This window comes from Chryseobacterium binzhouense (assembly GCF_007474545.1).
Classification (GTDB): domain Bacteria; phylum Bacteroidota; class Bacteroidia; order Flavobacteriales; family Weeksellaceae; genus Chryseobacterium; species Chryseobacterium binzhouense.
Map to the genome: position 1 here is coordinate 262,157 of NZ_VKOG01000001.1, position 13,437 is coordinate 275,593.

Sequence of the window (13,437 nt, forward strand, 5' to 3'; positions counted from 1 at the left end):
GAGCGTTTTAAGAATATAAAGCTGGCGGAGGACGAGAAAATAAGGTCTTTAAAAAAAGTACTTTTCCTTTATTCTTGTTATTTACATAATACTTTTTAATAAAATGAAAATGCGTTTTTAATGTATCATCTTCAAATAATCTTTTGTTTACAGTATTAAACTTTGTTTCATTGTTGGAATTTACTGATCTGTAATAAACAGATGATTTATGTTTGGCATAATTATAATCACTTATTTTAATAAAAAAATATGCTGACCCGACATTGTACTTTTTTTCAGTCTTTTTGTTTGTCTTACTGTTGTTTTTAAGTCTATTTTTTGTACTTATTTTGCTAGACTTTGGTGTAGGTTTTTGCAGTTGGTCTGTCACATGGCTCTTTTCGGAATCATCAAAAATTACTGCATCGGATGAGACATATACTGTATTTTCTGCTTTGATTAATTCAGAGGTTTCAACATACACAATGTTGTCCGGATTATATAAAGTATTACCCTCAAAATAAATCTGACAATGTAAGCATGAAAAAAAATGAATGAATATAAATCCAAAAAAGCATCCGAACTTTAGTTCGAATTTTCTTTTTCTCTTATTTAAACCCATAGTCATCTTTTATGTTTTTATCGAATCAAAAATTACCGCTTTTAATAGAAAGTGGAGCAATTTAAATATGCCTATTTAGTACCTATCCAATTACAAAACATTTATATTCAGGCTATTAAAAACCTGAATCTATTGTTTTCCGGTTCAAAATCAACGGGTATTATGGGTCTAATCCCTAGTTTTTCAGCTTAATTATTGTTTAAGAATAAAGATTTATTCAATCTTTTTTACAAAAAATAACCTTTTACGTTTGTAATTAATAAAAAAGGCACCCAAATTAAAATATTCAGATGCCTTTAAGGTTGCCTGTTTACTTCACCAAAATCTTGTAGGATTTGCTCAACCCATTGGATTTTAAACTTAAAATATACAACCCGGGAACAAGTCTAACTGTTTCAATTTTTGTGGAGTTTGTAAAACTTCCTTTTGAAAGTTGTTTGCCTGTTGTATCTACTAATACATATTCTGCACTTTCTTTGTTTGGCATTACAATATTGATAATATCACCTGCCTTTACAGGGTTAGGATATACTTTCGTTAATAACTCAACGGTAGTTTTCTGTTTACCTGAAGCCGCACTTCTCATTGCTGAAGCATAAGGTGATAATGGTGAGTTTGGTGCGCCTCTGTTTATAAGATCTGTATCTACAGGATCCATAATACCATCCAAATCAAAATCATCAGCTCTTTCAATAAATCCAAATCCGAAATTATCTAAAAAATCTTTTCCTATAGCGTATAGATCGTAATCAAAACCATTGCTTGTAAGATCCAAGAAATCCGGAAGACTATCTCCGTCAGTATTTTTAATTGCATATTTTGCAATTCCGGAATCGGGAGCAGTTTCCAAAATATCAGCAAAACCATTTTTACCGAATGCAACATTGCTGTCAATTACTCCGTTTCTGTCTGTATCAATCTGATTAATAACTGATGTTGGGATACCAGACTCGTGAAGATCAAGAATTCCGTCGTTATCAGAATCTAAGTCTAAATAATTGCTTATAGTATCACCTAGATCGTCTAATGAAATATCTCCTTCATAATCATCGTCGTCATATAGTCCATTTCCGTTAAAATCTTCTACAGAATCCAAAATTCCATCGTTATCAGAATCTAAATCGCAGGCATCAGAAATCCCGTCTCCGTCAGCATCTAAAACTGCACTTTTATCACCTTCCGCACAATTAGAATCATCACAAGCATCAGGAATTCCGTCACCGTCAGTATCAATAGAATCATCACCATTCGGGCAAATATCAAAACAGTCTGGTGTACCATCTCCGTCTAAATCTCCTTCTACAAAAACGTTGTAGACATTATAATTCATCCCAAGATTTAAAGAAATTCCCTGTCTGATAGAAATTCTGATTCTGTTGAAGGTTGCAGGCGATTTCATCCCCACAATTGTTTTACCGGAAGGCAAGGTTAAAATTTTGATATTGATCAAACCATTATTGGCATTATCCTGCTGTGCAACCAGATTATTCCCGTTATACAACTGGATTCTGATGTTGCTGAGAATACTCCAGTCAGTCAGAGAGCCTCCTTTGTCAATAATGAATCCTGCAAATGTACCTGCCGGGTAAGAACCGCCCACAGATTCTACCGCAAGGCTACCGGTAGTTCCTAATGTAACCGGAGCAGAAAAATAGTAAGCTGAATTATTAGGATCTGCATCAATTACCTTTTCAGGATTGAAAATCTTAGACACATTGGTATTGCCTGTAAGAGCGTTCCAAACACCTGTCCATTGTTCTCTTCCTCCTAAAAGTGTCCAGGCTCCGTTTGGCAAATTTCCTGTTAGAAGTTTGGCTTTCAAAGGAGCGGTTTTATCAGTTTGTAAATATTGCTTACAATCACAATTCTGAGGCTCTTCGAATGCATAATATACCCTTACTGTTCCCACATTTACTCCCACAGCCTGATTAACTCTCAGTCTCACCTCGTTGAAAGGCTTCGTTGCGGTAACTGATAATTTCTGCTTGTTGCTCCCGAAACTTAATACCGAAATATTCACAAGACCGTTTCCGTTGTTGTACGCCTGAGAATCCTGTAACTGACCAAACAAATAAGTTTCTATCACCAAATTGTTTAAAGTCTGCGTAGTAAACAAAGTATTTTGATCTGCCGGAGAAATTACAAAACCTGCTTTGTTTCCTGCCGGATAAATTTGATTTTTATCTAAAACTCCAATCGTGTAGCTGCCCAGCAAACCTGCAGGCATTACAATCTGTCCGTAAGAGTTTTTATCTCCGTCCGTAATATTTCTTCTGTCAATTAAAGAAGATAGAGGGGCAATAAAGTTACTGCTGCTGGATACGTTATCATCAACATCTGCCAAAGAACCGCCAATCAAATCATCGCAGATTCCATTGTTTTCCTGTATCATCTTTGCAGGGTCGAAAGCAAATGCATAATACACGTTCAGCGCATCAAATGCCGCAACGCCGTTTGCTCTTAATAATTTTACTTCATTAAAAGCTTTGGTGGTCTTTAAATGTAAAAAAACTCTGGATTTTTGTCCTCCAAAAGCAGGTACGGAAGCTAAGGTAGCTGAAGTTGACGATTCCTGCAATACTCCGTTTTTATAGGTAGCAATGGTAATCCCGCTTAATAAAGAAACGGTAATGGGGCTATTGCCAAGATCTACATTAAATCCTGTGATATATCCTGCGGGATAGGTAGTGACTGTATTGATCACAGAAACACCATTACCTCCGATTGCAGAAATTAAATTACCCATATTGGTGTAATTGTTCAAATCTGCATCAATAATATTTTTGGTTCCGTTTGATCCACAGACCAAACACAACAGACCGTTTTGAGTTGGGTAAGAGTTGATGCCTCCTCCTCGAATTGGAGTATAGCCCTGTGCTAAGACATTGATAGCTAACAAAAGTGTTGCTATGAAAGAAAAAAGTTTCATCATCAGTTTAATAATTTTAAAATATTTTATTGATATTTAGTATAAAGCGTTCCAGCCTATCGTTGTAGAAGATCCCGGTCCTGCTCCGCAACCTTCATGTTTATTGGTAGAAGAGTTGAAACGTATTGCTCCTAATGTTTCTGCTGTACAACTTGATGTAGGAGTTTGAGGCTCAATTCTTATTTGTTTTTTTACTGTCAGATCATTTTGCTTTTGTAAAGCAGTAAGGTTTCCAGGGTTGATATTTATGCCTACTATTGCATCACCACTAGGAACAGATGTTGTAATAAAATGGTTTATATTGGAATAAGTAGTGGTCTTTTCTGGAAAACCTGTTGTATCTGCATAAAACCCTATAGACATCATATCGGTTTTACCTTCATCTGTATTTTTATTTCCCAAACCGAAAACATATCCCGTAGCAGAATTATTAGAGCTACCTACAATTACTCCTCCTAATTTTGATGTATTTCCATTTGAGTTTCCTAAAAGCGTTACTGCGTTGGGCGTACCAGAAGCACCAGGAGTACTGAATGTATTGTTGTTATTCCCCACCACATTAGAATTTAGAGAAGCCACCTTATTATCAGCCCCCAAAACACTGGTTCCTCCTAGAAAATTGATAGCTGTGTTAGCGGAGGAGACTACATTTCTGATTCCAATAACCTGATTTTTATTTCCAGAAACAGTATTTCCAAAACCTACAGCAGAAGAGTATGTTCCGCTATTTGTGTTAGGAACAATTGTTCCTGTACCTCCTCCCGTAATAGCCTGACCTCCAATAGCAATGGATGCTGTTGAAGTTGCAGAATTGTTTCTTCCTATTGCCATAGAAAAATCTCCCGAAGCGGTATTATCTCTACCTAAAGCAATAGTATTAGTATCGGTATCTACGGTATTATTTTTACCCCAAGATAAACTTGAAGCATCATTGCCGCCACCAATTAAAGTTCCTTTTGTATCTAAAACAGCGTGGGTTTTACCTTCTGTAGCAATGACCAAATTGTCTGCACCCTGTGTTCCTAAGTAATTTGTAGATGCTACTGCTGCATCTAATGTTTCTGCTGCTGTGGAGATTTCAGTATCCGTATTTCCTGTCACATGCCAGTCTACACTTGGTGTTGCTACCGTAGCAGGAGCCCAAGTTGATGTTGTACTGTTGTAAGTTAAAACCTGCCCATTCGTAGGCGTTGTAGCTGCTACTCCTGTTCCATTCAGTTGATTAGCGTTCCAAAGAGGTGCAGTGTTGTTTACGGCTACAGTAGCTCCGGCAGCATTTACTAATGCATTACTTCCTCCAGAAATCGTCACTGGTGCTGTTGCTGTATTTGAACCTGCTACTGAAGTTAAATTTGAAGCAGTATTATAGGATGGCGCAGATGCAGCACCAGTTGTATTTCCAAAAAAAGAATTTGCCGGTGCATTTGTTAATGCAAAAGACAAAGCCGGTGTCGTGGTCGTGTTAGCTTCTGTTGTGGTAAATAATGGAGAAAGGTCTCCGGCAGAAAAGTTGGTTACAGTACCATTATTCCCTCCTGTTGTAGGAAGTATTCCTGACAATTGTTTTACCCAAACTCCACCGTCAAAATAGTAATAGCCAGATGACGTAACATTGATTGTCTGCCCTGAAGGAGTACCGGTAACACCACTCGTAGCGTAAATTAGTGTACCTTCCTGAGGAAGCCCGTATCCAGTTTTTGCTTTTAATTGGTCTCCGGTGATTCTTGGAGCAATAATACCATCAACCTTGTCGGTTTCTGATGGTTTTCCTACAACATCTAATGTAGCTTTTGGTGTTTCTGTGTTTATTCCAACTTGAGCGAACGCTGTAAAAGATGCAAGCGCAGATACTAGTAGAAAAGTTTTTTTCATAATTTATGGTTTGAAGTTTAAAAAAGAAATTCTCTTTCATCAATGACAAAAGAGAATATGTGTTTTAAAAATTTATATTCATCATTTTGTTTGTTAGAATCTTTTACAAAACAATGAAATAATAAGATTTGATTATTTTTTTTGACTGCCCATTTTACACCCACAAGCAAAAACAAAGGGATTGTAGCTAAAAATAGGCACTCAATAGGAGTAAATATCTACGCCATTGTACAAAAAGAACTAAAAACATCTTAAAATATTCAAAAAACATAGCCCCTTTTAAATTTCAAATAAAACTAAAGCCACAAAATTAATTTGTGGCTTTAGTTTTAATACGGTATTTCTTCTACCAAAATTTCGTTCCCGGCTTTGTCGTAGTAGATGCAGGTATACTGATCCAGATTGACAATCCATTTTTCAATTCCTGTTTCGGCACAATCTTTACAAAACTTCATATAATCTGTCTCTCCTCTTTGATGGCTTTTCAGTTGCTGAGTGAACCGCTTCTTGTCAACTTCATCTTCAATTTTTAAATCTGTATATTTCGGTTGAGATTTCGTAGAATATTCATTTTCACCAAAATATTCTGTATGGCTGTCTTTTACCCATGTTTCAAAAGATTTTACGCCTAATTCCTTGATCTCTTTAATATAATCCGGAAAATCTGCTCCTGATTTTACCTTGCTGTGTGCTTTTTCAATTTGTTCTACTGTAAACATTTTTTTTCATTGTATTTTTAATTTAACTATTTCTGCTTCTTCGCCCAAAGTTCCATTTTTCGGTTCAGTACATCCAAAGGAAGACAGCCCTGATTAAGAATTTCATCATGGAATTTAGCCAGACTGAATTTTTTGCCCAGTTCTTTCTGGTATTTTTCTCTCAGTTCACGGATTCTCAAAGAGCCAATCTTGTAGCCTAAAGCCTGTCCCGGCATTGCCATATATCTTTCAACTTCGGCAGTAGCTCCTGCCTGATCATAAGCAATATTGTTTAAAAAATAGGTGATTGCTTCCTCTCTGGACATTTGTCCGGTATGAATTCCTGTATCAACTACCAACCGAACAGCACGAAGCATCTGGTCACTCAAATATCCCATTTTTTGATAAGGATCTGTATACAGCCCAAACTCAGGACCTAAAGTCTCACAATAATGTGCCCATCCTTCTCCATAAGCACCGAACCAGCCAAATCTCATAAATTTTGGAAGCTTGGTGTTTTCCTGCTGTAAAGAAACCTGATAATGATGTCCCGGAATAGCTTCATGTAGAAAAAGCGATTCCATACCGGAGGTAACATTGAATTTTGCTGGATCAGGAAGCGGCATATAAAAGATTCCGGGGCGTTGTCCGTCCGGTGTTCCCTGGATATATTCCGCACTTGCACTCGCCTCTCTGAATTTTTCGGTCTGCCTGATCTCAAATTTAGTTTTAGGTGTCACGCTGAACATAGTTTTCAGCTTCGGTGTAATTTTAGCCAAAATTCCGTTGAAGCCATCCAAAACTTCTTTAGATGTTTTATAAGGCATTGCTTTAGGGTCTGTTTTTACAGAAGCAATAAACTGTTCTAAGGTTCCGTTGAAGCCGACCTGCTGTTTTACCTTTTCCATTTCAGCACGAAGCATTGCCACCTGTCCGAGTCCTATCTTATTGATTTCTTCGGGAGATTTATTGGTCGTTGTCCAGCTTTTAGCATAAAATGCATAAATATTTCCTCCGTTAGGAAGACTGTTGTAACCATCAGTTTCTCTGGCTTTTGGCAGGTATTCTTTTTCAAGAAATTCTCCCATTTTTTGGTAAGCGGGGATAATATTTTTTAAGATTGATTCTTTATAAAGCTTCGTCAGTTTATCTTTCTTCTCTTTGGTAAAGCTTTTTGGAAAATTATTGATCGGACCGTAAAAAATATTCTTTTCCATATCTGATGTCACAATCTCTTCTGATCTCATCTGAGGAATCATCTTTACGACAAGTTTTTTAGGCAACACCATTTTATTATTGATCCCTTCCCGGAAATTCTCTGTTGCCGCATTCATCCAGTCAGGAAACTTTTCCATTCTCTTAAGCCAGTCTTCATAATCTTTTTCGGTATTGAAAGGCTGACTTCCCTGTCCGCTTCCATACAGAGGAAAACTCAGAGGCAGACCTCCAAACTGTGTAAAAGGAATGTATTCCGGATGGTAAGCAAAAGCTTCAATTTTATCATTTAATGTAAAATCCAAGACATCGTACACCACTTTATCTTCATCTGAAAGACTATTATAATCAACATTTCTCAGCTGATTCAGTACAGAATTATAAAAGGCAATTTCGCCTGTAATAAAATCTTTATCTATGTTAACAGGCAACTGATCATTATATCTTAAATCACCTTGAGAAGTAGCTTCTAACGGATAAAGTTTCAAATATTGCTCATAATATTTGGATGCAATAGAATCTATATTGGTAGGGGTAACTTTTGTAAGCGGTGAATCAGATTTTTTGCAGGAGTACATTCCCACAGCAATACTTATTCCCAGTGCAGCTTTCAATATAATCTTTTTCATAGACAGATTTTTAATTATAATTAATCATCGCTCTGCGAGATCTTGCCCGCAATGAACGAAATAATGCCAACAAATATTTGTATCAAAATCAGCTACAGTGATTTCGTATACCAATTTGCTTTATTAAAGAAACAAAAATAACCAATCTCGGGATGTAAATTGATTTTATATGCAGAATTTCGTAAAAATAATTTCAAAATATTTTTCACATTCACACATTTTTCTATCTTTGTCTGAACCATTTAACACTCATCGTATTACTGTTCTTTTTTTAAGAAATAATGAAAGGGATTTTAAAAATTTACCATCCGGACGAAACACTTAAATACAACATAAAAAGCTCTTACTGCAAGGCTGTTTATAGTAATCAGAAACACTTACTGGAAGTAGAAATCATCACAGATGACAGTCTGGATCATGTAGAAGACGACTCACTACAGTACAATTTTCCTCAAATTTCTATGGAAATTTTTGATTTTCCGATAGATTCTGATGAGATTGAAGGGAAAACCTTCCTTATTAATGATTCTGAGGAAGACAGCTACACTGAGGTAGATTTATTTGATGATGAAGATGCATTTATCTATGATAATGAGCTGTGTTTTGAAAAAAATGAAGAAAACGAACTTCAGGTAATCTGGAAAGGTACAATTGATGACTTTTACACAGGGTCAGATACCCCCATTCCTTTTCGTATGAAATGCGAATTTAAGCAGGATGAAATCGTTGTAGACGAAGACTAAGCAAATAATTTTATTAAACTTATACAGATTTCTTTTCAATTTTTTGGAAAGAAATTTGCTTTTTAGGGAAAATCGTCTCAAATTATTTTTTTTAAGCTTATTTTAAGATGAAATCTGATAATATTCGTTTATTTTTGTCGTTTAAACTATTGTAAATTATCATATAATGCTGCTAACGGAACTTACACAACTTTTGTTTGCACAGGCAACAACGCCTGCTGTTACAATCAACAAAACCGAATTTTCATTCTGGGAAATCCTTTTTCACGGTGGTGCTTTTGCAAAAATCGTAATGGTAACGGTTCTTACATTGGGTGTTTTCTCTGTATATCTTTTTTTTGAAAGATTTTTCTTTATCAGAAGAATGGCATCCAAAACAGATTCCAATTTTATGAATAATATTGAAGACTTCATAAGAGACGGAAAAATAGAAGCTGCAGCAGATTATTGCAAAACCCAAAACTCCCCGGAATCCAGAATTCTGGAAAAGGGAATCTCAAGACTGGGAAGACCTGTTTCTGATATCGTCAGCGCCATGGAATCTCAGGCACAGATAGAAGTTGCCAATATGGAAAAAAACCTCAACCTTTTGGCTGCCGTACCAAGTATTGCTCCGATGCTAGGACTTTTAGGAACGGTGATCGGGATGATTATTGCATTTTTCGACTTGTCTCATTCTGAAGGCGCTTTTTCACCTAAAACACTTTCAGAAGGTATTTATACCGCATTAGGACAAACCGCAGTTGGTTTGGCGGTGGCAATTCCTGCTAACTTTTTTTATAACCTTCTGTTAACAAAGATTGATAAATTTGTTTTGAGAGCTCAAAATATATCAGGAGAATTTTTAGATATTATTAATAAACCTTTATAATCAAAAAGGGATGAAAATTCAGAGAAGAAATAAGGCACACCCGGAATTCAGTTTAGCAGCGATGACAGACGTTATCTTGCTGATGCTGATTTTCTTTATGATTACCTCTTCGGCTGCCAACCAAAGTGCAATTGATGTAAAACTGCCACAAACCGCAAGTGTGGAAAACAATATTCCCAACCCGATGACGGTAAGTATAAAACCTGACGGCTCTTATTACGTGGACGACAGACCTGTAAGCCGGGAATTGGTAGAACAGACCATTGTAAGTGATTTGCAAAACAAATCTGCAAAATCTTTCACTATAAGAGCAGATGAAAGTACGATGCATAAAGATGTTGTTTTTCTGATGGAAATTGCCGAAAAACATAAACTGAGCATTGCTATTGCAACGGTAAAAGAATAAGAAATGAGAGGTTACACTATAGACAGAAACGAAGAAAATAAAGACAAAATTAAAAGTGCAGTACTTTCTGTACTGATCTGGTCTGCGATTTTGTTATTCGTTTTCATCTACAAGATGAAACCTAAACCTTCTGAAAAAGAACCTGAAATTGTGACCACCATGCTTATCAATTTCGGAGACAACAGAAACGGAGCGGGTATTGATGAGCCAGCCAATCAGGAAGGAAGTCTGGCTGCGCAGGCTGTGGAAAACAGTAATGAGCCGGTAGAAAATGCTGTTTCTGAACCGAAAACGATTATTACACCGGATCCTAAACCTGAATCTAAAAAGACAGAAGCAAAAGACAGAATCATCACCGGAAATAATAACAAAGCTACAGCTCCCAAAAAGGAAGTTTCTGAAACCAATAAAAAATCTACCGCAAGTTCCACGGTAAAAAGCACCAAAAGTTCTGCCAACACAGCCAATTCCAAAACAGGAAGCGGTGACGGAAAAGGAACTGCAGCTATTGGAAACCTAATTAAAGGACGAGGTACAAAATCCGGAAGCCAGGGAACCGGAACGGGAATCGGTAATGACGGAGATCCTTTAGGTGGTGACGGAAATGGGGACAGCAAAGTAGGAATCGACAGAAGATTGGTGGGATATATTCCCGGAACGATGGGAAGAGGCGGTACACAGCCCAGTCATAGCTGCTCAGCAAGCGGATCAATCACCATTGCATATACCGTTGATAAGGCAGGAAATGTAGTCTCTGCAAGAAGATCAGGCGGAACCTCAGATCCTTGTGTGGTTTCCACTTCCGTTGGTTGGGTAAAGAAATATGTAAAGGCGGAAAAAGCACCAGTATCTTCTACTGGAACCTATAATATTACTTTCTAAAAATACAAAGCACTTTATTCAAGTGCTTTTTTTTATCTCGCTGATTCTGTTGATAATCGGAAGTGCAAAAATACCACTTGTTTTAAGATAAAGCTCATAAAAAGCTTTTGCCTTTTCTAAAAAATCATTGTTATTGAGGACTTTTCCGTTATAATAGAAAAGGTTTCCCAGCATTTCATAATAATCTTTATGGTCACGCTCTTGCCTTTCCTGAACGATTTCAATAATCTCTTCTTTCGATTTTGAAGAAAGCATTACAAAATCAAACTTGAAGATGTCTTTCATTAAAGAATCAAAATCAAGTTCTTTCTGCATTAAACTTTCTTCAGGCTTGTCTAAAATCAGTTTTTCTAATGCTTGAGTTAACTGACGTATGAGTCTTAAGGTGAATTCTTTATCGGTAATCATTTTTTGTATTTATCATTTTATCAATATCTGAAACCAACCGATTAATTTTACAGATTTCTCAAAAATATTATTTCTCATAATTTAAGCAAAAAACAGATACGCTAACAAAATAGAAGTAATAATCCCGACCAAATCTGCCAAAAGCATGGCAACAACGGTATATCTGGTATTTTTAACAGCTACTGCACCAAAATAAACAGCAATTACATAAAATGTAGTATCTGAGCTTCCCTGTAAAACAGCCGCCAATTTTCCCTGAAAACTATCGGGTCCGAAAGTTGCCATCGTATCCATCATCATTCCGCGAGCTCCTGAACCTGATAAAGGTTTAATTAAAGCGGTTGGAAGTCCGTCCACAAATCTTGCATCTAAATTCACTGCGTTTACAGCCCACTTCATCCCGTCAATAATGACTTCAAATACTCCCGAAGTTCTCAAAAGAGAAATGGCAATCAACATTCCTACTAAATAAGGGATAATTTTCACACTCGTTGTAAATCCTTCTTTAGCACCATCTATAAAAGCATCAAACACATTTATTTTTTTATACAATGCTCCTAAAACAATGGAAATAAAGATAAATAGGATCAATCCGTTGCTCAGAACTTGGCTGAAAGTATCCAGGTTTTCTTTGCTGAGACCCATTAGATAAACAACAAGAAGCCCGACAAGCAGAGAAATTCCACCGACGTATGCTAAAAGTACAGGCTGTAACAGGTTTATTTTCTGGTAAATTGATACAATAATCATTGCTGCCAATGTCGCCGCAAAAGTGGCTATCATACAATAAAGAAATATATCTGTTGGGTTTTTTGACCCCGCAGAAGCTCTCAGCGCAATAATAGAAACAGGGATCAGGGTCATTCCTCCCGCATGCAGACAAAGAAACATGATCTGGGAATTGCTTGCGGTGTCTTTATTCGGATTCAGAGTCTGTAAACTCTCCATTGCTTTGAGTCCGAAAGGAGTTGCGGCATTATCCAATCCCAAAAGATTGGCACTGAAGTTCATCAGCATGTGTCCGAAAGCAGGATGATTTTTCGGAATCTCGGGAAATAATTGTGAGAAAAAAGGCTGAATTAATCTGCTTAATAAATTAATTCCACCCGCTTTTTCAGCAATAGCCATAAAGCCCATAAAAAGAGCCATAATTCCGATGAGTCCCAAACAAATTTTAACGGCAGTTTCAGAAGTTCCAATCACACCATCAGTTTGCTGAATGCGGTAAACCTGCACATTTTGTTTAAGAGAATCTGTTTTATAGTGAATTCTGTCGTGTACAAAATCATTGCTTTTTATGAGACCATCTTTTATAACAAGAGAAAACTCGTTCATATCTTGAGTCGCAATTCGTACCGTATCTCCACCCTTTCCAACAACCATGTCATTGAAAATGGTCTTATACTGACCAGAAGAAATATATTTAACGCTTGCAACGGCAATTGCAATAATGATAAATGCCGACCAAATTCTGCTCAGAACCATTTTATTAAATTAATTTTAGAAAAGATAATAAATTAAAGTAAAACCTAAAAAACTTTTATTTTTTTGAACCATTAAGATGTAATAAGCGAAACTCAACTTAAAATAATATGTTCTTAATCGTTAAATTAAAGTTACTTTTCATCCAAATACACCAAAAATCCTTCAAAATCATCGTCTAAATTTTTTAAGACTTTTGCATTCGACGTTTTTTTCTGCAGTTCATCAATAAAAAAGTTTTTCTCAAAAAACTGGCGGTGAATTCCCGGTAAAAGCTCCATGAAATAATCCATCCCGACTTTATTGTTATGCAGATCCATTTTGGTTTCCAACGGCTCATTCGGAAATAATTCTTCGTGAAGATCTGTAATTTTTTTGCAGAAATTAAACGCTTTTTCCGGCGATGAAACTTTGCTGCAGTACATCATAATAAGGCAGCACCAAAAAGCATGTCTAAAGGCGTTTCCTCTTCCATTTTTAGAGGCGGTTTTAGGATACAGCTTCTGCGCAATGGAAAAAGCTTTTACTGTGGCATAAAAACTTAATACCGAAAATAGTGGATGTGGCAAAACAGCAGATAAAAGCCTGAGAATTTTCTTAAAACTCATGCTCCGTATCGTATTGAAAATAACTTTAAAAGTTCTCATAAGCTGTTGACATTTGCCTATTGCAGACGGTAAATTTTCATTAAATTACTGATA

General features: G+C 36.4%; 12 protein-coding genes. 4 read left to right on the forward strand and 8 right to left on the reverse strand.

All coding sequences use genetic code 11. The features are described from left to right. Positions 1-7: 7 nt before the first annotated feature. The 5 genes from FNE73_RS01280 to FNE73_RS01300 form a co-directional block, all read right to left on the reverse strand. Positions 8-463 carry a hypothetical protein gene (locus FNE73_RS01280; protein WP_143882978.1) on the reverse strand — a complete coding sequence of 152 codons (456 nt, stop codon included), beginning with the start codon at positions 461-463 and terminating at the stop codon, positions 8-10. Between the two features lie 448 nt (positions 464-911). After that, positions 912-3,533 (reverse strand): T9SS type A sorting domain-containing protein, encoded by a 2,622-nt coding sequence (locus FNE73_RS01285; protein WP_143882979.1) that lies wholly within the window; start codon positions 3,531-3,533, stop codon positions 912-914. 33 nt (positions 3,534-3,566) lie between these two features. Further along, a complete protein-coding gene (locus FNE73_RS01290) occupies positions 3,567-5,402 on the reverse strand; it encodes a hypothetical protein (protein ID WP_143882980.1) in 1,836 nt (611 codons plus the stop codon). Positions 5,403-5,731: 329 nt separating this feature from the next. Further along, a complete protein-coding gene (locus FNE73_RS01295; RefSeq protein ID WP_143882981.1) occupies positions 5,732-6,121 on the reverse strand; it encodes a DUF1398 domain-containing protein in 390 nt (129 codons plus the stop codon). Between the two features lie 26 nt (positions 6,122-6,147). Further along, entirely contained in the window at positions 6,148-7,944 is a 1,797-nt protein-coding gene (locus tag FNE73_RS01300; RefSeq protein ID WP_143882982.1) for a DUF885 domain-containing protein, read from the reverse strand. A 281-nt stretch (positions 7,945-8,225) separates the two neighbouring features. On the opposite strand from FNE73_RS01300, the gene FNE73_RS01305 reads away from it, so the two are divergent. The 4 genes from FNE73_RS01305 (at position 8,226) to FNE73_RS01320 (ending at position 10,846) form a co-directional block, all read left to right on the forward strand. Continuing rightward, a complete protein-coding gene (locus FNE73_RS01305) occupies positions 8,226-8,687 on the forward strand; it encodes a hypothetical protein (RefSeq protein WP_143882983.1) in 462 nt (153 codons plus the stop codon). A gap of 166 nt (positions 8,688-8,853) precedes the next feature. After that, positions 8,854-9,558: a MotA/TolQ/ExbB proton channel family protein gene (locus FNE73_RS01310; protein WP_143882984.1), complete on the forward strand. Its 705-nt coding sequence runs from the start codon at positions 8,854-8,856 to the stop codon at positions 9,556-9,558. Positions 9,559-9,568: 10 nt separating this feature from the next. Next, the gene (locus FNE73_RS01315; RefSeq protein ID WP_143882985.1) at positions 9,569-9,964 is read left to right on the forward strand and encodes an ExbD/TolR family protein; all 396 of its coding nucleotides are present in this window, start codon (positions 9,569-9,571) and stop codon (positions 9,962-9,964) included. A 3-nt stretch (positions 9,965-9,967) separates the two neighbouring features. Beyond that, on the forward strand, positions 9,968-10,846 hold the full coding sequence (locus tag FNE73_RS01320) for a ferric siderophore ABC transporter substrate-binding protein (protein ID WP_143882986.1): 879 nt from the start codon (positions 9,968-9,970) through the stop codon (positions 10,844-10,846). 18 nt (positions 10,847-10,864) lie between these two features. Here the strand turns inward: FNE73_RS01320 and FNE73_RS01325 are convergent, their stop codons facing one another. The 3 genes from FNE73_RS01325 to FNE73_RS01335 all read right to left on the reverse strand — a co-directional run bounded on the left by FNE73_RS01325 (position 10,865) and on the right by FNE73_RS01335 (position 13,383). Further along, positions 10,865-11,254 (reverse strand): hypothetical protein, encoded by a 390-nt coding sequence (locus tag FNE73_RS01325; protein ID WP_143882987.1) that lies wholly within the window; start codon positions 11,252-11,254, stop codon positions 10,865-10,867. Between the two features lie 81 nt (positions 11,255-11,335). After that, the gene (locus FNE73_RS01330; RefSeq protein ID WP_143882988.1) at positions 11,336-12,739 is read right to left on the reverse strand and encodes a nucleoside recognition domain-containing protein; all 1,404 of its coding nucleotides are present in this window, start codon (positions 12,737-12,739) and stop codon (positions 11,336-11,338) included. A 131-nt stretch (positions 12,740-12,870) separates the two neighbouring features. Beyond that, positions 12,871-13,383 carry a DUF6973 domain-containing protein gene (locus FNE73_RS01335; RefSeq protein WP_143882989.1) on the reverse strand — a complete coding sequence of 171 codons (513 nt, stop codon included), beginning with the start codon at positions 13,381-13,383 and terminating at the stop codon, positions 12,871-12,873. Between the last annotated feature and the right edge of the window lie 54 nt (positions 13,384-13,437).

Coding starts and splice junctions, on each gene's coding strand:
- FNE73_RS01285 (WP_143882979.1), bottom strand. CDS start 3,533: ATGATGAAACTTTTTTCTTTCATAGCAACACTTTTGTTAGCTATCAAT.
- FNE73_RS01290 (WP_143882980.1), bottom strand. CDS start 5,402: ATGAAAAAAACTTTTCTACTAGTATCTGCGCTTGCATCTTTTACAGCG.
- FNE73_RS01295 (WP_143882981.1), bottom strand. CDS start 6,121: ATGTTTACAGTAGAACAAATTGAAAAAGCACACAGCAAGGTAAAATCA.
- FNE73_RS01300 (WP_143882982.1), bottom strand. CDS start 7,944: ATGAAAAAGATTATATTGAAAGCTGCACTGGGAATAAGTATTGCTGTG.
- FNE73_RS01305 (WP_143882983.1), top strand. CDS start 8,226: ATGAAAGGGATTTTAAAAATTTACCATCCGGACGAAACACTTAAATAC.
- FNE73_RS01310 (WP_143882984.1), top strand. CDS start 8,854: ATGCTGCTAACGGAACTTACACAACTTTTGTTTGCACAGGCAACAACG.
- FNE73_RS01315 (WP_143882985.1), top strand. CDS start 9,569: ATGAAAATTCAGAGAAGAAATAAGGCACACCCGGAATTCAGTTTAGCA.
- FNE73_RS01320 (WP_143882986.1), top strand. CDS start 9,968: ATGAGAGGTTACACTATAGACAGAAACGAAGAAAATAAAGACAAAATT.
- FNE73_RS01325 (WP_143882987.1), bottom strand. CDS start 11,254: ATGATTACCGATAAAGAATTCACCTTAAGACTCATACGTCAGTTAACT.
- FNE73_RS01330 (WP_143882988.1), bottom strand. CDS start 12,739: ATGGTTCTGAGCAGAATTTGGTCGGCATTTATCATTATTGCAATTGCC.
- FNE73_RS01335 (WP_143882989.1), bottom strand. CDS start 13,383: ATGAGAACTTTTAAAGTTATTTTCAATACGATACGGAGCATGAGTTTT.